Origin of the sequence: Corynebacterium sp. HMSC061H03, from assembly GCF_001838215.1 — a bacterium.
Taxonomy (GTDB): Bacteria; Actinomycetota; Actinomycetes; order Mycobacteriales; family Mycobacteriaceae; genus Corynebacterium; species Corynebacterium jeikeium_D.
Genome location: NZ_KV836064.1, coordinates 966 through 21,141, shown reverse-complemented (window position 1 = coordinate 21,141; position 20,176 = coordinate 966). Strand labels below are relative to the sequence as shown.

The 20,176-nt window shown below is 55.8% G+C and carries 22 protein-coding genes; 13 read left to right on the top strand and 9 right to left on the bottom strand.

Annotation, left to right across the window (positions count from 1 at the left end; genetic code table 11):
- Positions 1-136 precede the first annotated feature (136 nt).
- From HMPREF2787_RS04410 to HMPREF2787_RS04380, 7 genes are all read right to left on the bottom strand, one after another.
- The gene (locus tag HMPREF2787_RS04410; protein ID WP_070429858.1) at positions 137-1,432 is read right to left on the bottom strand and encodes a hypothetical protein; all 1,296 of its coding nucleotides are present in this window, start codon (positions 1,430-1,432) and stop codon (positions 137-139) included.
- Between the two features lie 55 nt (positions 1,433-1,487).
- The gene (locus tag HMPREF2787_RS04405) at positions 1,488-2,837 is read right to left on the bottom strand and encodes a protein phosphatase 2C domain-containing protein (protein WP_083276379.1); all 1,350 of its coding nucleotides are present in this window, start codon (positions 2,835-2,837) and stop codon (positions 1,488-1,490) included.
- Positions 2,838-2,848: 11 nt separating this feature from the next.
- A complete protein-coding gene (locus HMPREF2787_RS04400; RefSeq protein ID WP_048760650.1) occupies positions 2,849-3,535 on the bottom strand; it encodes a vWA domain-containing protein in 687 nt (228 codons plus the stop codon).
- An 88-nt stretch (positions 3,536-3,623) separates the two neighbouring features.
- Entirely contained in the window at positions 3,624-4,103 is a 480-nt protein-coding gene (locus HMPREF2787_RS04395; RefSeq protein ID WP_070429856.1) for a hypothetical protein, read from the bottom strand.
- A gap of 147 nt (positions 4,104-4,250) precedes the next feature.
- Positions 4,251-6,020 carry an Hsp70 family protein gene (locus tag HMPREF2787_RS04390; protein WP_070858503.1) on the bottom strand — a complete coding sequence of 590 codons (1,770 nt, stop codon included), beginning with the start codon at positions 6,018-6,020 and terminating at the stop codon, positions 4,251-4,253.
- 73 nt (positions 6,021-6,093) lie between these two features.
- Positions 6,094-7,749, bottom strand: coding sequence for a hypothetical protein (locus HMPREF2787_RS04385; protein WP_070858502.1), 1,656 nt, complete (start codon positions 7,747-7,749; stop codon positions 6,094-6,096).
- Positions 7,749-8,897: a hypothetical protein gene (locus HMPREF2787_RS04380; protein WP_070858501.1), complete on the bottom strand. Its 1,149-nt coding sequence runs from the start codon at positions 8,895-8,897 to the stop codon at positions 7,749-7,751. Before HMPREF2787_RS04380 ends, HMPREF2787_RS04385 begins: the two co-directional genes overlap by 1 nt.
- 353 nt (positions 8,898-9,250) lie before the next feature.
- On the opposite strand from HMPREF2787_RS04380, the gene HMPREF2787_RS04375 reads away from it, so the two are divergent.
- On the top strand, positions 9,251-10,135 hold the full coding sequence (locus HMPREF2787_RS04375; protein WP_070858500.1) for a hypothetical protein: 885 nt from the start codon (positions 9,251-9,253) through the stop codon (positions 10,133-10,135).
- Between the two features lie 41 nt (positions 10,136-10,176).
- Positions 10,177-10,860, top strand: a complete 684-nt coding sequence (locus HMPREF2787_RS04370; protein WP_070858499.1) for a class I SAM-dependent methyltransferase — start codon at positions 10,177-10,179, stop codon at positions 10,858-10,860.
- Here HMPREF2787_RS04370 and HMPREF2787_RS04365 read toward each other — a convergent pair.
- Positions 10,857-11,753 (bottom strand): carbohydrate kinase family protein, encoded by an 897-nt coding sequence (locus tag HMPREF2787_RS04365; protein WP_070858498.1) that lies wholly within the window; start codon positions 11,751-11,753, stop codon positions 10,857-10,859. The genes HMPREF2787_RS04370 and HMPREF2787_RS04365 overlap by 4 nt on opposite strands.
- 285 nt (positions 11,754-12,038) lie before the next feature.
- Between HMPREF2787_RS04365 and HMPREF2787_RS04360 the strand changes: the two genes are divergently transcribed.
- Positions 12,039-12,821 (top strand): formate/nitrite transporter family protein, encoded by a 783-nt coding sequence (locus HMPREF2787_RS04360; RefSeq protein WP_070858497.1) that lies wholly within the window; start codon positions 12,039-12,041, stop codon positions 12,819-12,821.
- A 184-nt stretch (positions 12,822-13,005) separates the two neighbouring features.
- On the opposite strand, the gene HMPREF2787_RS04355 is transcribed toward HMPREF2787_RS04360, so the two are convergent.
- Positions 13,006-14,247, bottom strand: a complete 1,242-nt coding sequence (locus tag HMPREF2787_RS04355) for a multidrug effflux MFS transporter (RefSeq protein WP_246824195.1) — start codon at positions 14,245-14,247, stop codon at positions 13,006-13,008.
- Positions 14,248-14,543: 296 nt separating this feature from the next.
- Here HMPREF2787_RS04355 and rplN point away from each other — a divergent pair, with 296 nt between their 5' ends.
- From rplN to rplO, 10 genes are all read left to right on the top strand, one after another.
- Positions 14,544-14,912 (top strand): 50S ribosomal protein L14, encoded by a 369-nt coding sequence (gene rplN, locus HMPREF2787_RS04350; RefSeq protein ID WP_070858496.1) that lies wholly within the window; start codon positions 14,544-14,546, stop codon positions 14,910-14,912.
- On the top strand, positions 14,913-15,227 hold the full coding sequence (gene rplX, locus HMPREF2787_RS04345) for a 50S ribosomal protein L24 (protein WP_005509963.1): 315 nt from the start codon (positions 14,913-14,915) through the stop codon (positions 15,225-15,227). It begins immediately after the preceding gene.
- A 2-nt stretch (positions 15,228-15,229) separates the two neighbouring features.
- On the top strand, positions 15,230-15,784 hold the full coding sequence (gene rplE / locus HMPREF2787_RS04340) for a 50S ribosomal protein L5 (RefSeq protein WP_005509901.1): 555 nt from the start codon (positions 15,230-15,232) through the stop codon (positions 15,782-15,784).
- A 382-nt stretch (positions 15,785-16,166) separates the two neighbouring features.
- On the top strand, positions 16,167-17,063 hold the full coding sequence (locus tag HMPREF2787_RS04335) for a GDSL-type esterase/lipase family protein (RefSeq protein ID WP_070858495.1): 897 nt from the start codon (positions 16,167-16,169) through the stop codon (positions 17,061-17,063).
- 403 nt (positions 17,064-17,466) lie between these two features.
- Positions 17,467-17,865: a 30S ribosomal protein S8 gene (rpsH, locus tag HMPREF2787_RS04330; protein ID WP_005509822.1), complete on the top strand. Its 399-nt coding sequence runs from the start codon at positions 17,467-17,469 to the stop codon at positions 17,863-17,865.
- A 15-nt stretch (positions 17,866-17,880) separates the two neighbouring features.
- The gene (rplF, locus tag HMPREF2787_RS04325; RefSeq protein WP_070858494.1) at positions 17,881-18,417 is read left to right on the top strand and encodes a 50S ribosomal protein L6; all 537 of its coding nucleotides are present in this window, start codon (positions 17,881-17,883) and stop codon (positions 18,415-18,417) included.
- Positions 18,417-18,815, top strand: coding sequence for a 50S ribosomal protein L18 (gene rplR, locus HMPREF2787_RS04320; RefSeq protein ID WP_005510009.1), 399 nt, complete (start codon positions 18,417-18,419; stop codon positions 18,813-18,815). The genes rplF and rplR overlap by 1 nt, the downstream gene beginning before the upstream one ends.
- 34 nt (positions 18,816-18,849) lie before the next feature.
- Entirely contained in the window at positions 18,850-19,467 is a 618-nt protein-coding gene (gene rpsE / locus HMPREF2787_RS04315) for a 30S ribosomal protein S5 (RefSeq protein ID WP_005510059.1), read from the top strand.
- Positions 19,468-19,472: 5 nt separating this feature from the next.
- Positions 19,473-19,658 (top strand): 50S ribosomal protein L30, encoded by a 186-nt coding sequence (gene rpmD, locus HMPREF2787_RS04310; RefSeq protein WP_038629359.1) that lies wholly within the window; start codon positions 19,473-19,475, stop codon positions 19,656-19,658.
- Positions 19,659-19,665: 7 nt separating this feature from the next.
- Positions 19,666-20,112 (top strand): 50S ribosomal protein L15, encoded by a 447-nt coding sequence (gene rplO, locus HMPREF2787_RS04305; protein ID WP_005509936.1) that lies wholly within the window; start codon positions 19,666-19,668, stop codon positions 20,110-20,112.
- The last annotated feature ends 64 nt before the right edge of the window (positions 20,113-20,176 follow it).

The following is a 20,176-nucleotide window of genomic DNA, read 5'->3' as shown; positions in this document are numbered from 1 at the left end:
TCGAGTACTTCCTCAGTGCAAGGAGTTACCGTGAGTACCTCCGCTTCCGTTTCCCATGCCGTATCCGCCGTTGACTGTGGGAAGCGATGTTTTCTTTCGCATCTGAGACTGACCAGCTCAAGATATTTCAACGAGCTCATTGTGAACTGTCCTTAGACTCGCCCATGCGAACCAAGAGCCAGCAGAGGTTCACGATAAACATGATGAGCATGAAGAAGCCGGAACCCGGATGACCCCCGATAAAGTTCATAAGACACATAAGTCCTGCCACAATGGTCCAGGTAATTGGCCAGCCAAGGCCCTTCTTCTCGGTTGAGTCGACGTCGCCGTTAGACGGTTGGGAGGCGGTAGTAGAAGTGGCATTTGTTGATGTCGTAGCCGTGGTTTGTGTGGTTGCTGGAGTATTACTAACGGCATTAGTCGAGACAGCCGAAGGCACAGGCCTTCCCTGTTTACGTCGTGAAATGGTCTTCGTCGCTGTAGAGGTGCCACTCGAGGTCTTAGCCGACGTGGTCTGCGTCTTAGCGGAGGTGACTTCCGCTACCTCGGTAGATGCCTTTTCCTTCCCCTCGCTAATCGCGCCGAGCCAATCACGGGGAGTAGGCCTGCTTGAGCTGGAAGCAGCGAGCGCACGTTGAGTGAGGGATCGAACGGAGCTAACAGTTCCAGCTGGTAAATCGTTTGGGTTGCGGGTGGACTGATCGGAAGCCAGCAGACGCAGTGCAAGCAAACCAAACTTGTATGCATCGCTTTCTTTAGTCTGCGGTTTTTCCCCATTCGGCACGTCCCAACCAGGTGTCTGCACATCGGGCCCCTCAGATGGGCCAATACTCATGGAGTCGCAGTCCAGCAAGTACACATGTGGGCCGGGGGCGTTGTGGCAGAAGAGCAGGTTCTTAACCGAAATGTCTCCGACGCGAATCTCAGCACCATGAAGAACGCGAAGTAGGTTCGCACAATCTTCCAAGAATTCGTAGCGTTGACGTTCGCTTACCTTCAGGCCGATTGCCTGTTCAAATTCAGGGCCATTCAGCAAATACTGCAATTCCGCTGCACGTTTCGTGGTGCTTGTCGACGTTGGAGAAAGAAGCTGGAAGAAACGATCCGGAATTAACGGCATGATTATGCCGACGGTCTTTCCGTCATCACGCACTAAATGAGTTGGCCATGCCGCTTGATTGAGCAGCCACTCTTTGCGATCTGGGGCGACCTCTCCGAGTTTGTTAATGAACTTGACCAGTTTCTCCAGATGGGCCTCGTTGACCTTGTCAGGTGACTTGTACTTTTTAAAAGCACAGGGGCGAGACGAAAAATGTGTAGAACCGAGCTTGTAGACGACTCCTTCGCCACCGGATCCGAGCTTTTCCAGGCCGGAAGGCAGTTCACTCAGTTCAACTACAGGAGTGGTAGTAGTTGCTTCGTGTGCGCTCATTAAAAGGGTTCCTTTGAAAAGTATGGTGTAACAATCTGATTGGGGCTAGAGACGGCTAGCTATCCGGAACTCCAATGTGGGCTGGCCAAATCGCAACTAGGGTGCGGTCGTCGTCAAAGCCGGCCTTGGAGAAGTCCACTAAGTGACAAAATTCAGTAGTCGATGGCACCCGCTTGTAAAGGCGTTTGACAAAGAGGTCAGACAACGGGCCACCACCGCCACCGAGGGGATCTCCAATGCCGTCGGTTCCGAAGAGCACCGTTTCGTCACCAGCGCTTTCGAAATAGACGGCATTCAAGTTTTCTGGAACCAGTGGGAGTGGATTTACAGCTGATGAGCTAATTGCAGAGTCACTTTCTTCCTTCCCGCCTTCAATCAGCTCCACACCATTAGCGGTGACAGTCCAGGAACCCGAGTCGCCGATTGACAGGACATGCCCGCGGAGCCCGTTGTCACACTTGGAAATAGCAGCGCAGACCAGTGTGGAAGCGAAGTCCATTGGGTCTTCGCCAGCTTCTTTTGCAGCAGTCTGAATGCTGTAGGAAGCTCCCTTCGCCAGCGAAATCCATTCCTGTTGGCTCAGGTTGTCCTTGTACATCTTCTTCAGCCATCCGATGGCGTAGCGCGCTGCGATTGCAGAGCCTCGGTGGCTTTGTGGGGCAGCTGAAACTCCATCGGCGACTGCTACGAAGAGGGTGTTGCCATCGTCGGAAAGCAGAGTATGCACGGAGTCCTGGCGAGGTGCGCCGTTGTATCGATGCATGCGTCCGCGCAAGCTGACAGAGCGCATCGCAAACTGCTTAGAGCGCCAGCCATCGATGACGGTGTCGGGGACTTGGCGGCCAGTACCGAATTTTGTGTCAACGATGATGGGATCGACTTCGGCGCCGGCATCACCGACAACCAGTGGCGCAAGACCATCGTCATGCGAAGTGGCGGTGATTTCCGTGCTGAAGGCGCGGTTTGTTGCCGATGTGGGCTTTGGCTTGGGGCTGGGGGCTGGTTTGGAGGCGTTAGAAGGAGTTCCGGAGTTCTCGTCTGCCGGCTGAGTAGGTCGGAAGGAACTAGCAGGGCCAGCGTGGTAATCCGAGTAACCGCGTTCCGGCATGATGCGCGTGTCGAGGCCGGGAGTTTCGTAATTGTGGGGGACACCAGTGTGGAAGTCTCGGCGCGGAGAACTGGGATTCGAATAGGGCGCGGCAGTGGAAGGTCGGCTGTCGAGGCGAAGCGAGGAGGGGTAGTCCCTGCTCTGGCCGGTATTCAAGTCTTCGACCGCACGCGGATCGTTAAAGGGATGGAGTAAATCTCTCGGACGGACGCGAACGAGTTCTCCGAGGACACGTGAGGCCAGGCTCTTCTGAGGTGGATTGTGAAGGTAACGCTCGTGCTGGGAGTAGTTTGTCATCGCAGTTTTCCTTACAGCTCGTCCATGTCGATCTTGACGAAGTCATCGGGAATATCAGTAATGATTTCCGGTGAACCATTGGCGACGGAAGTGCCAGAGCTGATGACGGACTGAGTAAGCGAAGACATGAACTCAGACAACATGGCACCGGTGTCTGCGCCCTGCGCTGCCTGGAATGCCCAGCCGTTCTTGCTGGCCATTTGTCCGATAATCTGCGCATCCGATTCACCGATACCGAATGCCAAGATATTTGGGTGGTGTGGTGCGTTCTGAAGGTCGCTCAGCGCTTCCTGCCAGAGATCATCGGACATGGGGTAGCCGTCGGTAAGCAGGAAGACTGCGGGACGGTTGACGCGGTAACCTTCGGCCTTGAGCTGCGCTACGTCGTCTGGGATTTGGGCGTTGAGCAGGTCAAACGCAGTAGAGAAATATGTTGCGTACCGTGCGGAAAGCGTTGGCATCTGCTCAACATGGCGCAAGTCAGCGTTGCTGAGGTACAGGCGTGCCTCGTTGTCGAAGCCAATCACAGAGAAACGAACATTTGCGGCAGCAAAAGGCGCCATTCGAATCTCGTTAAGCAGGGATTGGAGGCCGGAGTTGAGCTCAGCGATGTCCGGCCCCATTGAGCCAGATTCGTCAGCGACGAAATAAATCGGCAGGATATTTCCGCGGGGTTCCATGTTCATTCCGGTAGTCATGAGAAGTCCTTTTTCGAGGTGGAGCGAGTGGCGAATAAGTAGTAGGGGGGGATTGGGAAGAGAGAAAGCTACGCTGTTACTCCGGGGTTTACTCGGAGTTTGAATTGGGCTTTAGCTTGCTCTTTGCAGACTGCGACGATTGCGATTCAGAGTCTGACATCGAAGTTTTCGGCTGGCTTTGCTCTTGGTTAGTTTCCGAACCTTGGGTGTAAGAGGAGTCTTGCTCGTAGGAGCCGCCATTTACGTCATTGCTTGATGGCTGTTCGTTCACGCCATAGCCCGTTTCGTCCGAATTCGATGAGGGCTCGCCTGTCGATTCAGAATCATCTTCCGATGGAGTCTCGCTTTGCTCTGAGGAAGTTGGAGTGGACGAAGTCTGGGATGGCGTAGTGGGGTTCTGATCTTCATCGGCTGAGCCTGATAGTGAAGAAAAGATGTTGATGAGCAGCACCAACACGATCACGATGCCAATAAGCCATGCAATAAATACGGCAATGGTGCGAGCTCGCGGGTCTTGCGTTGGGCCTCGGCCACGCGGGGGCGTGAGGTTCGGGGACGTGCGAACCATGCGGTTCCCTCCTGGAAATAAGGTCGGCATTTCAAAGTGTCTGACCTATAGAGGAGGGAGGAGGCGAAAAAGTTCCCAGCTTCGTCAAAAATTTTCAGTTTAGAAAAATTTAGACCATGAGGATAGGAAAACAGTTAGTACCGTGGACTAGGGCCGCTGAGGCTGTAATTTGGCGTCGAGAACAGCTGCGACATCTTGAAGAACATTTTTCTCAATTATCTCGTCAGAAGTCGACTCGACGATAAGCCAGCCGAAGTCACGGACATAGACAAAAACCTGAGCGGGTTCGAGGTAGTCAATACCGCCTTTTTCCTTTTCGTACCAGCTCGCGATTCGCGAATCGGAAGAAGGATTGACGGTAGATACGGACATTGAGGTCCCGGCTGGGGTGTACGTCCTAATAGAAAGAGAACCTTCCGGTGCGCTGTCCTCGCCGCTGAATCGACATTCGGACGTGCCTGCAAAACCGGAAATATCAGGGGTCGCCTGGGGGAAGCCCTTGATGCCATCCAATTCATCTTTTACTGCATCAACCGTTGGTTCACAGGAGAAGTAGCCGTCTTTGAAAGCCGGCGCATCTGGCTTTAAGACGGTCGCTTTGAGGTTGCCAATGGACACATTTGGATACGTGTGAAGGGTTGCAGAAGCATCGCTTTCCGACGAGGCTGCGGGGTCTGCAGCCTGGTTGGAGGATTCATCGGAACCATTACCGACAAAGTAGAACATGCCTGCGGCGATTACGAGGCCTGCTACCACTGCGCCAATGCGTGTGGCTGCCTTTTGCGAGAGCGCTGGTTTCTTTGAAGTGGGGCTGTCAGTATCGTTAACTGGATGGGTTAGGGTGCCTCCGCTGGTAGGTTTGCTCGCCTGTGCAAGCAGGATTTTCCCGTATTCAGCGGCTCCGAGAGCTACCGCTGTAATGGGCTCCTCAATGGGGAGAACCTCCATCGACTGCTGAACGACGCGGGAAATAGCAGGGGTTCGGACCGTACCACCCACGAGTAGGCCGCTGAGCATTCCTGGAGCTTCACCGAGCAAACTGGTCTTGTCGGCGATAAGAGCGCGAATCCGCTCAACATCGTCCGCAATAGCCGCTTCGAACTCGTCACGGGTAATGAGAAGCTCTTCGCTGTCGACAGTGAAGCTAGCATCAGGGGATTCCGAGAGCGCCTCACGAACCTTCTTCGCCTGTGATTGGAATTCGAGTTGTCCCTCGACTGAGTGAATTTCTTCAGGCAGTGCCCCAAATTCTTCGAGAGTCCGGGATTCCATGAGTTCAATCATGGCGAGGTCGAAGTTGTTTCCACCGATTGTGTTCTCGCCGCCGTCGGCAAGCACACGTGGTGACGCGGTATCCATATCGACGACCGCGACATCGCAGGTACCGCCACCAACATCGAGGACGAAGAGCTTGCCCGTGCGGTGTCTTTGCGAGACAGAGTAAGCAGCGGCAATTGGTTCAGAGACCAGCTCGATGGTGTCTTCATCGAAGCCAGCAGACTTGGCGGCGTCAATAAGTACTGTGCGTGCCGACGAAGGCCACGCTGCAGGGTGCGTAAGTATGAGCTTCGTTGGAAAGTCGGAAAGAGAAGAATCCCTATTTCCCAAATGCATCAGAGCCGAGCGGCGGACTTTCTCGATGATTGTGGCGAAGAGTTCCACCGCGCGCTGGTTATCTGAGCCGACGAAGCGCTTAGGGGAGTGTGCGAAAGCACTTGGCGCATCGGCTGCGTGATCAATTGCCTGCTGACCCGTGTAGACCGTATCGCTGGTGAGGAACACGGCCGCAGGCATCCAGGATCTAGCTTCGGTGCCCGTGCTATAGCCGAGGGGAACGATGGATGCGGGGTTGTCGTCGATTGCTGCCGCAGCGACAACGCTGGAATTACCAATATCGAGAGCGAGTAGCCAAGACATAGAGGACATAACTTTCACATAAGACGGACTGGCAGGCTTGGGGAGACCCAATACCTAGTCAGCGGTGAGCGTACTAGCGTGACGTGAGTAGCGGATCTACGCGCTGAGCAAGTTGTATGAGATTCGAAATCGTGTCGTTGCTGAGAGAATTTGGGTTTAGTTTGGAATAAAACCTTTGCTCCTCGGCCAGAGCTTCTGGATCCGGCCCATTTTGTCGCACATCTTCAGGGTCCTGTTCTTCCAACGGATTGTCGAGGTAAAAGGTGGCGATATCAAAAGATGTCAGATAGTTAGTAGGAATCGACATAATCAGGCAGGCAGACTTTTCGTTGTCTGCTCCCTTTGTGCCGTTTTCGGCATCTTTGCTGTCGGTAGTGTCGTTCTCATTTGAATGACAACGGTAGACATTCAGCGTTGGAGTTTCGGCTTTTTCCAGTTCCAGAGTTGGTTGGGGATTCTCATCGCTGCCGGAAAGTGGTGCGCTTTCACCTGGGATGTATACGAAATAGTGCCAATCAGCCAGAGCGCTGTCTGAATCGGGAGCAACATCCTTCAACGACATGGAGTTTGGCAGACGGAGTTTGCTGTTGGCGCTAGTGGTGGTGACAGTAACCGGGACGGAGCTATAGGTTTCAACTTCCACAGGCGAGAATGTGTTCATTCCGCCGAGATTGGAATTGAACCAACAGGTAACACTTTGCTTGTCAGAAGCGACTTTAAACAGCGGAGTATCTTCTCCAATTTCAGGGCTGGAATTGTAGTCGCCGGGAATGCGATGGAAGTCGGAGACAAGACCAGTTTCGTGCTGGTGAGTCAGAGAAGAATTGAGTACATACTGACGGCAGTCGAGACCATGTTTCGTTACGAAAGCTGACCGCTCGATTGCAAGATTCTGACTGTTAGAGGCCTGTCTTCCAGGCTCCTTAGCCGCCGCAATCGAGGTAGAAAGAGGCTCCGCAGCGGCATCGACGAACTTGGTCAGAAGATCCTGGGAGGACTTCAATTGATCCGGTGAAATGAAGCCTTCCGGGAACAACACCTTTGCAGTTAGACACCCGAGCTGCGGATCCGATAGACGTGCTGCGACCGCTGCGATGCCAGCCTCATCAGGATTGAGGTTGAGAACTTCCCACTTTTGGTCCGGCCTCGGCGTGAGCGAGTCAATAGATTCTGGGGTTTGTTCAGCCTCCGTCGGAGCACAGGTAGAGCTGGACTCAATGACAAAGGACCGATAGTCCATCGGCAATTCGAGGTACAGCAACATGTCATGAGTGCTGGTTGCAGCCTCGGTACTGGCGTCGTTAATTCCCCCGACATCACCCGTGGCTACGAATGTCATTGGGCAAACGGTCGTGCCATCATCTCGCCTTTCGACGGCTAGTTGACGTTGCCCCTGTGCCTTGCCCAGTGTGCCGGGAATTTGTTGGCGCACGCTAATCGGAATTGTTTCGTCCAAAGATGTGCAGTCGAATTTTCCGTCGCGGACAAGGAAGTTCGTCGGCTTTGTGGCGACATCAGAAGCTGCATCGGCGGAGGCATCAGCAGGAGCACCGGATTCTGCCTCTTGCGATTCTGAGCGCTGCCACCAGAAAATAGCCGTTGCTACGAGGGCGATAAGCACTACGACAGCCGCAACTACTAGAGTCTTCTTCTTGGGCGCTGAAGCACTCGGCTTACTAGATTGCTGCTCCGTGGTGGTGCTGGTTTGCTGACTGTCAGGAGTGTTCATTACTTCTGTTCCTTGTCATTCGTAGCGGGCTGATCAAGGGACTTCTCCAGAGCAGAAAGCGACCCAGCAACTGGTGAAATCTTTGCTAGTACTTTCTGCAAATCGGGCAGATTGCCCTGGTCACTGTAAGACCGAACAACAACGCAGCCCTTAGCTTCATCCTTGTGCAACAGATTCAGAGAGATCTCACCCTGATGCTTACCGTCTGAGGCATACTGTGCTGGTCGTGGGTCAACAAAGTACGACCACTCCGGCAGCTTTTTCAACGCGACCCCGCTGTTCGCGGTGCAGACAGAATGTTCTGGGTCGGACACGGTAATGATGTCAACCTCGTCGAAGTTATGCGAGAAGCCGCATAGCTCAGTGCCTGGCACGGAGGACTCAACGTTTTCAGTGTCCTGGGGTGAGCTAATTCCAGCCTTAGCTCCTGGCAGTCTGGGGATTTCCAGACCGACCTCTTTAGCCGCTTTCATCGTCGCAGTATCCATAAATGCTCGACAGCTGTAGTGACCATTGCGGTAGAAGGTGAGAGATGACTTTTGAGAAGCGTCCGCAGATGTTTTCGCGTCCACGGTTTTGTTTGCAGCTACTGCTTTCACACTGCGATCCAGAATTGGAGCAATCTTTTTGGCAACGTCCTTGGCTTTCTTCGCCGCCACAGCATCCGCCTCTGGGGTCGTGCCCGCCTCCACATGGACATCGCGCATAGCGGCTACGAGAAGAAAACCGCGCTCCTCGTCGCTGTAAAAAGAACCATAGCCCTGAATTTCTCCATTGTCGTTGTTGATGGGAATCTCGTGAACCCAGCCGAACGCATCGGGTTCTGCGTCTTCCGGTTTTCCATTCCACGGAGTGGTTTTGGACATGATGAAGTAGGTGAACTGCACGCCGTCTTCTACCGAAACAGCACGTTCACAAATTATTCGTCCGTCTGCACCTGTTGAAACGGACTTATCAGTGAGGTGATTGAATCCCGGAATATACGCAATTCCCGACTCGACCAACTGCGTTAAAGATGCCTGGTCAAAAATAGTAGAACAGTCGAACTTTCCATCACGAATCATGAAGGCTGAATCAGCGATGGCTGGTGGTTCCACAACGGGAGAGGCCGGATCGCTCTCATCGACGTCGTTAGGCGTGACGTTCATTATATGCATTACGACGACTGCTGCGACCAGGCAGACAGCGAGAATTAATGAAGACTCGGCCAGTGTTCGCCGAGCAAAACGGCTACTCAGTTGAGATTTTGATGACTGTGCCATTTCGTGCTCTCGTACAAAATTCCTATTTCGTAGTTACGGAGTGCGGTAACTAAGATTTTCTCACTTTATTATGGCATTTACTCGCTGATAAATGTTTTTCAACCACTGCGGGAACTTTTTCCCTTCTGCAGGCCTCTAATGGGGTGAAACACTATGCAGCGGGTTCTTGTGATGATCCGCTGCCACTAGCTCTCACCAGCAGTTTAGGAACTGACTGCGGTGTATATGGAGGAGGAAAGTTGCAGGACAACGAGCCGGTGCGCAGGCAGGGGCCGCGTCGTAAAGCAGGCTCTGAGGGGATCCCCGAAGAGCAAGAACGGAAGCCACGTAATGAGCAAACCACGGCGCCAGCTGTGGGCGCTGATGCGGCGATACGCGATGCGCCGAGGAAGAAGGCCGACGGCGCCGGTGGTGTGGCCAGTGCTGATTCGAAATCGTCGAACTCCAAGGTCATCCTTGGGGCGGTAATTGGTCTTCCGCTTGTCGTCGTCCTTGCTGTGGCGATAGCAGCGGGGCTGAACAGGGAAGACGGCAACGAAGCGGTCGCGGCTGACGACGCCTCTATGAGTACTTCGTCGACCCCGACAGTCGAACCGATTGATTATGACGTTGCAGAATCGGCGGCAAGGCTCTATTGCTACGATGCACCGGATACTAAATATGAGGAAGATTGGCGAGATATCCAAGACACGTGTGTCCAGTTGGTGTTGGACGAAATCCGAGCCGATGAGGATACATTCCGCAGTGAAGCCGTATTAGGTGAGTCCGGTGAAATCGATGACGAAGCAATCGAAGCCGTGCTCGGCGATCCCGAAGACTTCTTAAAAAACCACGGATACACAACCACAACGTCGACCACAACAACAACTAAGTCGTCGACCTATACGCCTAGCCCCACGTACCAGGAGCCGGAACCGACCTATGAGGAGCCCTCAAACTCTGGCGGAAACGCAGACGCAGGAGTGGGCGGTGGCGGACGCCAGCTCGCGTGGCGAACCGTCGGCCCCTTCGGCGGGCTGCAAGGCTGTGAATATAGTGCCAGCCAACAGCCACTTTATGCCTCCGAGTGCTACGTAGGTTCCGACAATCTGTACTACTACGACTCTAAGGTGCAAGCCGGTTAACGCATCCTGCCCCTGACCGGTCGCTGTCCAACTACGCCATAATGGTGGCCATGAGCAATGGCAACCACAACCACCGCACTTGGAAAGAAATCATCGCCGCCGATCCGCAGCATTCTCGTCGCTACGCCAACCGGTGGCGGGGGTTCGTTCGCGAGGGCCGCGATATCGACGGTGAGGCGCGGTTGGTGGATGCAATGGCGCCGCGAAACGCTCGAATTCTGGATGCCGGCTGCGGGCAGGGGCGCGTCGGCGGTTACCTGGCGAAGGCTGGACACCAGATCGTCGGTGTCGATGTCGACCCCTATCTCATCGACGAGGCAAAGCGACAGTTCCCGGACGCGACGTGGTTGGTAGGGGATTTGGCGCAGCTGCCGCACGTGCTTGACGACGGCCTGGAGAACACACCCCACGATGACACGGCAGCTGCCTTCGATGTCATCATTTGCCCCGGCAATGTGCTGACTTTTGTAGCGCCAGAAGACCGCGCGAAGGTACTGCAGGGCTTCGCAGAGGCACTAAAGCCAGAAGAGGGCCGTGCCATCGTCGGCTTCGGCGCCGGCCGTGGCTGGGACTTTGCGGATTTTGAAACCGCTGCCCAGGAGGCTGGGCTCACCGTGATTCAGCGTTACTCCACGTGGGATCTTCGTCCCTTTGACGATGAGTCTCAGTTCCTGGTCGCAGTGCTTGAGTCAGCTAACGACAGCGGGCTAAGTGGCGCGGACTAAGTGAGCTGAGACAGCAATTCTTCAACCTCAAGCTTGGCCGGCGGCTGCGCGCCCTTGCGGGACACAGTGATGGCAGCCGCGGCGGCCGCATAGTGCAAGATCTCGCGCCACTGATCTGCTGATACGGAAGTCAGGTCAGCGGCCGTCAGGCCACACTCATCGATTTGAGCCAATAGCGCGCCCATAATTGTGTCCCCAGCACCGATGGTGTCAACGACGTCCGCATCGACGGCTGGTACATCGATGCGGCTGCCGTCGGCAAGCAAAGTAAGCCCATCGCAACCTCGCGTGATGACGGCGGCCGGAACTTTAGTCAGCGCCTCTTCGCCAAGGAACTCGACTTCCTCATCGGAAAGCTTCAATAAGTTGACGTAGGGGAGCAAGCCCATGAGGAATTCGCGGTGCGCATTCGTTGCGTATATTGGGCGAATGTTCGGATCTAATGCGACCAAAGCGCCATTGGCCGCGAACTGTTTGAGCAATTCCGCGTGCCGGCTGGCGCCTGGTTCCAGCGCCAGCGAGAGTGTTCCGAAGCATGCAATATTCGCATCGATGAGCTTGGGCTCCACAAGCGGAGTGGCGGTGCCATCGGTATAGAAGGTGTACGTCGCGGAGCGATCTTCGTGGATGGTGGTCACAGCCAAAATGGTTGGCTCCGAACCACGTTGGATGTAAGAGGTATCGACCCCTTCGTTTTCTAAGTGTTTGACCAGCTCATTTCCGAATCCGTCCGTAGATAGGCGCGACTGGAAAATAACATCTGCACCGAGGCGGGAGGCCGTAACTGCCACGTTATAAGGACCTCCGCCGAGTGCCGGCACGTGGTCGTTGAGGCTGCCAGGAGATACCGGAACGAGGTCAACTAGACCTTCGCCGCAAACGCAAATAGCCATGGCTTCAACAATATCGGGCAGTATGAGCTATTGGCCGAATTACCATCTATCACCGCCGCAGGGTCGACTGAACGACCCGAATGGCCTTGCTGGAAACGCTGGGTTCAGTTGTCTTTCGGAGTAAATCCACCGACCTTCGGCGGTGAATCGCAGTTCCTGGTTGCAGCGCCTAGGAGGGGGAGGGCGCTGTGATCGTCGTAAAGCGGTTGCGCTTCCGCGCCGGGCTGTCGTTATTCTTTTATGCGAATAACTGCAATTAACGGCACGCAGGGAAAGGCTTCGGCGGTGACGCTATACGAAACGCTGGATACGGCTGGCGACAAGAAACAGGAACTGCTGACGCAGGACTACGGACGTTTTGCCGTGCGAGCGGTCCTGGCGGGCATGTACCTGACGCTCGGGACGGCCTTTGCAGCGGTCGCTGGCCAAGTAGCAGAGGGCGTCGCGCCGGGGACCGGGGGACTGGTTTTTGCGTGCCTGTTCGGGCTTGGGTTGTTCGCCATTGTGGTGCTCGGCGCGGAGCTGGCGACCGGCAGCATGATGTTTTTGTCCTGGTCCGCCGCGCGCGGACGCATGGCGTGGGGAGTGGCCTTTCGAATGGTGGCCGTCGCTACGTTCTACAACTTCATCGGTGCGGCGGTTGTGGCGCTGGTGCTCAGCCAGAGCGCCAAGCTCGGTGGGATTGATGACACACATCTGATTTCCACCTTGACTGAGGGGAAGCTGGCCAAGTCGTTCTTCGGTGCCTTCGTGGAGGCGATGGGTGCGAACTTCGTGGTCAATATGGCTGTCCTAGGTGCACTTCAAGCCAAAGAAATCATTTCGAAGTTCGTTGTGATTCTGCCGATTATTGCAGTGTTCGTCGGGCTCGGACTCGAGCACGTGATTGCGAACTTCTCGCTGTTTTCCTTGGCCTTTTTCGCTGATCCGCATCCTGCAGGCTTCGATGGTCTGCACATAACTGTTAACTGGGTGGCCGTGTGGCTCGGCAACTTTGTAGGTGGTGGCCTGGGAATCGGCGCGGTCTACGCCTGGTTGAACCAGACGAAGACCAGCTATGTTGACTAGGTTTTGAGCTTCGCTGTGCGTTAACCGGGCACCTATCTGACGGTCTAACCGACAGCCTGCCCGAAGAGCAGATGTCAGTCTCGCGACTACAGGTGGTACAAGGCCTCACCATCGATTTAATGCCGATTCGGGCACATTCTCAACCAGTTAAGTGAAACGAGGGGACTCCTCTCGTGCCTAGCTCTTATGTCAGTCGGTGTGAGCGTTTGTGAAGGCCGTCGCGCGTCAATGTCAATACAGCGATTAGCGCAATCAGCGCGCAGGTCAACATCGAAATAGCCATTGATAAAGGCAGATTGGAACCAAGCCCCACCAACGGGGAAACCGTGGCGGCCGCGAGGAACTGTGTGAAGCCCATGAGACCGGAACCTGAGCCAATTCCGATATCTCGAACCTCCTCAATTCCGAGTGCCGTGGCATTGGCGAAGATCAGCGGCATCATCGGTACCGTAATGAACAGCAACAGCCAAGTAGTGAAGAAGGTAATCCCGACGATGGCATTAATAATCAGGCCTACCGACGTCACGAGCATGACCGTAAGGGCAACTAAAATGCCCTTGCGGGGATGAAGCCGGTTGATCATCTTGCCGTTGAGGATTGACACAAATGTCAACATCGCTGCATTGGATGCGAACACGAGAGAAAACTGAGTAGGGGTGAGCCCCAGCAGCTCCTGGAAGATAAAGGGTGACGCAGCGATATAGGAAAACATCACCGAGAAGCCACCAGCGAAAGCCAACAAGTAGCCGACAAATACTGGCCGCCGCAGCAGCCTGCCAATATTAGGCAGGAGATTGCGCAGAGCGCCTGTGGAGCGTCTCTCAGCCGGCAGAGTTTCCGGAACCATCAGAACCACAATCGCGACCATCGCGACGTTGATGGCTGCGAGAAACCAAAACACGCTGCGCCAGCCGAATGCGGGGCCTAGAAAACCGCCCACCAAGGGAGCGATTGCCGGGGCGATGGAGGAAATGCCCATCAGCGTGGAGAAAGCTCTCGCTGATGCCTTGCCCGTCAAGAGGTCTGGGACTACAGCACGAGCCAGAACAACTGTGGAGCCACCAGCTAACCCCTGGAACAGGCGCATTGCAATAAGCGTGCCTATATTCGGTGCTACTGCACAGAGGATTGACGAACCCAAGAACACCAAAGTCGCAATGAGCAGCAGCATTTTGCGGCCCAAACTATCGGAGAGGGCACCAATTACGAGCTGTCCAGCAGCCATGCCAATCATGAAGGTTGTCAGCGTGAGCTGAACCATTGACTCGGTCGTGGAGAACTCGCGTGCAATCTCCACAAAGGATGCCAGATATGTATCTGCGCCGAACGGGGCGGCGGCGGATAATAAGGCTAACCCAGCAATAAGCGATAGCGGCAGCGTCTGTGCTGGCTGTGTCTGAGCGCTCTCGGAATGTTGATTTGTCACTGTCTCAGTATAGGGTTGCCGCGGAATAGGGGTGCTGCGGAGGACACAAGCCATGTTGGGGCATGAAACTAAGGGATTTTGTTGTCTTGCACGAACGTGCCATAATACACAGGTTGCGCGAAGTGACTGCGTGCTGCTCTCAATGGTCTAGGGCCGTAGTTAGCACGAGGTTAAAGCGACATGAAAGCTACCTCTAGCAGGTGCTTTCGTCGTAAAGCGTAAACACAAGACATAAAGACCGCGTGCGTTTAGGACGGAAATCTGACGCACAATGCAACCAGGTCAGGAGAAACGCAGTGATTCAGCAGGAATCCCGTCTGCGCGTTGCCGACAACACTGGTGCACGTGAAATCCAGTGCATCCGCGTTCTCGGCGGCTCGACCCGACGCTTCGCTGGCATTGGCGACACCATTGTCGCAACTGTCAAGGAAGCTACTCCGGGCGGCAACGTCAAGGCAGGCGAAGTTGTTAAGGCAGTCATCGTCCGTGCGAAGAAGGAGACCCGTCGTCCGGACGGTTCTTACATCTCGTTCGACGAGAATGCTGCTGTCATCATCAAGGCCGACGGTGAGCCGAAGGGCACCCGTATTTTCGGCCCGGTCGCGCGTGAGCTGCGTGACAAGAAGTTCATGAAGATTGTCTCGCTCGCACCGGAGGTGATTTAAGTGAAGATCCGTAAGGGCGATACCGTGCTGGTTATCTCCGGTCCGGACAAGGGTGCTCAGGGCAAGGTCATCGAGGCCTACCCGAAGCGCGACAAGGTCCTGGTCGAGGGCGTTAACCGTATCAAGAAGCACGTTGCAAACTCCGCTGCGGAGCGCGGTGCATCCTCGGGTGGCATTGTCACTCAGGAAGCTCCGATTCACGTGTCGAACGTCATGCTGGTCGACGAAGATGGTACCCCGACTCGCGTTGGTTACCGCTTCGATGAGGACGGCAAGAAGGTTCGCATCTCCCGCCGTACCGGGAAGGACATCTAAGCATGAGCGAAAACTATACCCCTCGTCTGAAGGCCCGTTACCGCGATGAGATTCGCGGCAAGATGCAGGAAGAGTTCTCCTACGAGAACGTCATGCAGATTCCGGGCGTTACCAAGGTCGTCGTTAACATGGGCGTCGGCGCTGCTGCTCAGGACAAGAAGCAGATCAACGGTGCTATCAACGACCTGACTCTGATCACCGGTCAGAAGCCGGAGACCCGTCGCGCTCGCAAGTCGATCGCTAACTTCAAGCTTCGTGAAGGCGACGCCATCGGCGCTCGCGTCACCCTGCGTGGCGACCGTATGTGGGAGTTCCTGGATCGTCTGCTGACCGTGGCTCTGCCGCGAATCCGCGACTTCCGTGGTCTGTCTGATCAGCAGTTCGATGGTCACGGTAACTACACCTTCGGACTGTCTGAGCAGACCATGTTCTACGAGATCGACGTTGACAAGATCGATCGCCCGCGCGGTATGGACATCACCGTCGTGACCACCGCTACCAACAACGAGGAAGGTCGCGCGCTGCTGCGCGAGCTGGGCTTCCCGTTCAAAAAGTAGTTTTGCCTCTTCGGTAGCTTTTGCCTGAAGCCCCGGATGCCGCATGGCCTCCGGGGCTTTTTGCTGCTCTGTTAACTATTTATGTTCGTGGGGGCGTGGGGTCGCTGTGCGGGGCCTGCGTAAGAGTTACCAGTGTTGCCGGTGTGAAAGTTGACCCTTTTTGGGGGTTGAAAATTAGTAAAGTCACAAGCTTTCTTAGATGAAAGTTAGGCGTTCGTGATGATTTCGTTGTAAACTGCCATTCGTCATAGTGACGGCCGCCAAAATGCATTGTGGTCGTTATCAATTTGGGCAAGATTTAAGTGACTTCAGCTTCTGTGTGGTTGAGCCAGTGGTTCTACACAGAGCGGTCCTTAAGTTAAAACGCAAAGGGATTAACTACATGAAGAACTTCTCCGTGGCCGTCCGCTCGGCTGCTATTGCAACTGTTGCGGCTCTGGGTCTGAGCTTCGGCGCAGGTGCTGCCAACGCACAGCCGGCACTGCCGGAAATGCCGAACATTCCGATTCCGGGTATCGGCGACACCGGCCCGAAGGGCGTAAAGCAGATTGTCACCTTCGGTGACTCCTTCACCGCTAATGCCGGTAAGGGTGGCCCGCGTGGCCTGGCGCCGGGACAGAACGCACTGGTCGCTAACTGCGCTACCGACATGGAAAACTGGCCGAAGATTGCAGCGTCGAAGCTGAACAAGTCCCTGGGTGACTGGTCCTGTAACGGTCTTGGTGGCTTCCCGGGTCAGCTCCTCGCATACCTGGAGGCTTCCATCCAGTACGGCGACATCGGAGAGGGCACTGAGAAGGTTGTCCTGATGTACGGCGGCATGGACTGGGTCCAGTGGGTTGACGTGGCAGGCGAGCTTGTCGCAAAGCCGGATCCCAAGGCTCCGTCGCTGTTTAAGCAGACGCTGCGTCAGTTCACTGACCGCGTCCACCAGGTTGCTCCGGGCGCTCAGGTCGTCCTGGCTTCGTACCCTGAGTACGCTACCAATGACCAGCTGTGCCTGGTGAACGCCCCGAACCAGACCTTCCCGATCCCGGCACCGGGTGCCAGCGAGATTCAGGGGGCATTCCGCGACAGCATTCGCTCCGCGTCTCAGCACGTAGGTGCCGGCTTCATCGACGTCTACGAGGCAACCCTCGGCCACGGTACCTGCAACCCAAACCCGGATGAGCGCTTCGTCGCCGGTTTCGCAGATCCGGTGATGGGCCCGATGACCAACCACCCGACGGTGGCTGGTGAAAAGGCAATGGGTAACATCATCGCCGACCAGCTCTACTAATTTCCTCTAGCCGGCGCCATATCGGCTAGAAATTGAGTTCCACTGCTAATTGGTGGGGCTTCACGCCGCGAGCGGACTAACGTCCAGCCGCGGCGTTTTTGCATTTCGGCCGGTATTTGTTAGTATCACCAGGTCTGCCCTCTGTAAGAGGTGCGGCAGTAAAAATGTAAGAACTTTGCTGTAGGCCCCTCGCCTCGCATCGTCTCTGGCGTCACCTGGGTGGCGAGCTGACTCGGCTATTGAACCGAGTTGGCGAACAGTAGCCCTTAAATCGCCGGAATCACGATATTGGTAATCGCTCCAACTTAAGCTTTCGTCGTGTGACAGTTGCTGTTTGCGCGGTCATTGGAGTTAGCCACGAGGTGGGAAGGAACCGCAGCGAGAAAGGAAGCGGTCACTAACCATGACCATGACTGACCCAATCGCCGACATGCTGTCGCGCGTGCGCAACGCTAACAACGCGTACCACGACTCTGTCTCGATGCCGTCGTCCAAGCTGAAGGCTAACATCGCCGAGATCCTCAAGTCTGAGGGTTACATTGCGGACTACGCAGTCGAGGATGCCAAGGTCGGCAAGACCCTGACCCTGAACCTGAAGTACGGCCCGTCCCGCGAGCGTTCGATCGCTGGCGTGCGTCGCGTCTCCAAGCCGGGTCTGCGTGTTTACGCAAAGTCCACTAACCTGCCGAAGGTCCTCGGTGGCCTGGGCGTGGCTATCATCTCCACGTCTCAGGGCCTGCTGACTGACCGTCAGGCTTACGAGAAGAAGGTTGGCGGGGAAGTCCTCGCTTACGTCTGGTAAAGGGGGAACTACACAATGTCTCGTATTGGTAAGAACCCTGTCGTTGTCCCGGCAAATGTTACTGCACAGGTCAACGGCCAGGACGTTTCCATCAAGGGCCCGAAGGGCGAGCTGTCTGTCTCTATCCCGGCTCCAATTACCGTTGAGCTGAAGGACAATGAGATTGTGGTCAACCGCCCGGATGACCACCGCAAGAGCCGCTCCCTGCACGGCCTGTCCCGTTCGCTGATTAACAATATGGTTGTCGGTGTGACCGAGGGCTACACCATCAAGATGGAAATCTTCGGTGTTGGTTACCGTGTCGTCAAGAAGGGCAAGGACCTCGAGTTCTCCCTGGGCTACTCGCACCCAGTCCTGATCGAAGCACCGGAAGGTATCACCTTCGATGTCGACGGCACCACCAAGCTGTCGATCACAGGTATTGATAAGCAGCAGGTCGGACAGCTCGCAGCTAACATCCGTCGTCTGCGTAAGGATGATCCTTACAAGGGCAAGGGCATTCGTTACGATGGCGAGCAGATCCGTCGCAAGATCGGAAAGACGGGTAAGTAATGAGCAACACCAACGAAAAGCGCCTCCCGGTAGGCAAGGACATCTCGACTCGTCGTCGTGTCGCCCGCGCCCGCCGTCACGCACGCTTGCGCAAGAACGTCCGCGGCACCTCCGAGGCACCGCGCCTCGTCGTGCACCGCTCTTCCCGCCACATCACCGCTCAGGTTATCGACGACTCCATCGGTCGTACCCTGGCCGCTGCTTCCACTCTGGACGCAGATCTCCGTGGCTTCGAGGGCGACAAGAAGGCCAAGAGCGCCAAGGTCGGCGAGTTGATTGCTGCTCGCGCTAAGGATGCTGGCATCGAGAAGGTCGTTTTCGACCGCGGTGGCTACCAGTACCACGGCCGCGTTGCTGCTCTGGCCGAGGCTGCCCGTGAAGGTGGTCTGAAGTTCTAATGCGCACTTACAAGTCCAACGGAAGGAATGCGTGATGTCGGAACGCGATAAGCGCGAAGGCGGACGTAACTCCGCTGACAACAAGAACAACAACCGTCGTGGTGGCCGCGGTAACGACCGTCGCCAGCAGGACGAGCGTTCGCAGTACATCGAGCGCGTAGTAACTATTAACCGAGTTTCCAAGGTCGTCAAGGGCGGTCGTCGCTTCAGCTTCACCGCTCTGGTCATCGTCGGTGACGGCGAGGGCATGGTCGGCGTCGGCTACGGCAAGGCCAAGGAAGTACCGGCAGCTATCCAGAAGGGTGCTGAAGAGGCTCGTAAGAACTTCTTCCGCGTCCCGATGATTGCTGGCACCATCACCCACCCGGTTCAGGGTGAGACCGCTGCTGGCATCGTGCTGCTGCGCCCGGCTGCTCCGGGTACCGGTCTGATTGCCGGCGGCGCTGTCCGCCCGGTTCTCGAGTGCGCCGGTGTTCAGGATGTTCTGTCCAAGTCGCTGGGTACCAACAACTCCATCAACGTTGTTCACGCAACCGTTGATGCTCTCAAGCAGCTGGTTCGCCCTGAAGAGGTCGCCGCACGTCGTGGCAAGTCCCTCGAAGAGGTTACCCCAGCACGTATGCTGCGCGCACGCGCAGGTCAGGGAGCGTGATTTCCATGGCACTGAAGATTACCCAGGTCCGTGGTACCGCTGGTACCAAGCAGAAGCAGAAGGATTCGCTGCGCACCCTCGGCCTGAAGCGCATCAACGATTCCGTCGTCCGCCCGGATTCTCCGGCTGTGCGCGGTCTCGTGAACGTTGTGCGTCACCTGGTCGAGGTTGAAGAAGTAGCGGGGGAGTAGGTAAACCATGAGCGAACCAATTAAGCTCCACGACTTGGCCCCGGCTCCGGGTGCTAAGAAGAAGAAGACTCGCGTCGGCCGTGGTGAGGCTTCCAAGGGTAAGACCGCTGGTCGCGGCACCAAGGGCACCAAGGCCCGCAAGCAGGTTTCGGCAGCATTCGAGGGTGGCCAGATGCCACTTCACATGCGTCTGCCGAAGTTGAAGGGCTTCAAGAACCCGGCGAAGGTCACCTTCCAGGTGGTCAACGTTTCGGATTTGGAGCGTCTGTTCCCGAACGGTGGCGACATCACCATCGCCGACCTGGTTGCAAAGGGCGCCGTCCGCGCTAACCAGCCGGTGAAGGTCCTCGGCGACGGCGACATCAACGTCTCCGTCAACGTCACCGCAACCAAGTTCTCGGGCTCCGCAAAGTCCAAGATCGAGGCTGCAGGCGGCTCTGTCACTGAGGCTTAAAGCATTTAAGCTTTAATAGAAAAGCTCCTAACCTGAACTGCTCCCCATTAGTTGGACTGAGAAA

What these genes read in the sequence shown, in the direction of transcription:
- HMPREF2787_RS04390 (WP_070858503.1), bottom strand. Translation starts at nt 6,020, where the DNA reads ATGTCTTGGCTACTCGCTCTCGATATTGGTAATTCCAGCGTTGTCGCT.
- HMPREF2787_RS04385 (WP_070858502.1), bottom strand. Translation starts at nt 7,749, where the DNA reads ATGAACACTCCTGACAGTCAGCAAACCAGCACCACCACGGAGCAGCAA.
- HMPREF2787_RS04370 (WP_070858499.1), top strand. Translation starts at nt 10,177, where the DNA reads ATGGTGGCCATGAGCAATGGCAACCACAACCACCGCACTTGGAAAGAA.
- rpsE (WP_005510059.1), top strand. Translation starts at nt 18,850, where the DNA reads ATGTCGGAACGCGATAAGCGCGAAGGCGGACGTAACTCCGCTGACAAC.
- HMPREF2787_RS04380 (WP_070858501.1), bottom strand. Translation starts at nt 8,897, where the DNA reads ATGAACGTCACGCCTAACGACGTCGATGAGAGCGATCCGGCCTCTCCC.
- rpmD (WP_038629359.1), top strand. Translation starts at nt 19,473, where the DNA reads ATGGCACTGAAGATTACCCAGGTCCGTGGTACCGCTGGTACCAAGCAG.
- rplO (WP_005509936.1), top strand. Translation starts at nt 19,666, where the DNA reads ATGAGCGAACCAATTAAGCTCCACGACTTGGCCCCGGCTCCGGGTGCT.
- HMPREF2787_RS04405 (WP_083276379.1), bottom strand. Translation starts at nt 2,837, where the DNA reads ATGACAAACTACTCCCAGCACGAGCGTTACCTTCACAATCCACCTCAG.
- rplF (WP_070858494.1), top strand. Translation starts at nt 17,881, where the DNA reads ATGTCTCGTATTGGTAAGAACCCTGTCGTTGTCCCGGCAAATGTTACT.
- HMPREF2787_RS04365 (WP_070858498.1), bottom strand. Translation starts at nt 11,753, where the DNA reads ATGGCTATTTGCGTTTGCGGCGAAGGTCTAGTTGACCTCGTTCCGGTA.
- rplE (WP_005509901.1), top strand. Translation starts at nt 15,230, where the DNA reads ATGAGCGAAAACTATACCCCTCGTCTGAAGGCCCGTTACCGCGATGAG.
- HMPREF2787_RS04335 (WP_070858495.1), top strand. Translation starts at nt 16,167, where the DNA reads ATGAAGAACTTCTCCGTGGCCGTCCGCTCGGCTGCTATTGCAACTGTT.
- HMPREF2787_RS04410 (WP_070429858.1), bottom strand. Translation starts at nt 1,432, where the DNA reads ATGAGCGCACACGAAGCAACTACTACCACTCCTGTAGTTGAACTGAGT.
- rpsH (WP_005509822.1), top strand. Translation starts at nt 17,467, where the DNA reads ATGACCATGACTGACCCAATCGCCGACATGCTGTCGCGCGTGCGCAAC.
- HMPREF2787_RS04400 (WP_048760650.1), bottom strand. Translation starts at nt 3,535, where the DNA reads ATGACTACCGGAATGAACATGGAACCCCGCGGAAATATCCTGCCGATT.
- rplR (WP_005510009.1), top strand. Translation starts at nt 18,417, where the DNA reads ATGAGCAACACCAACGAAAAGCGCCTCCCGGTAGGCAAGGACATCTCG.
- HMPREF2787_RS04395 (WP_070429856.1), bottom strand. Translation starts at nt 4,103, where the DNA reads ATGGTTCGCACGTCCCCGAACCTCACGCCCCCGCGTGGCCGAGGCCCA.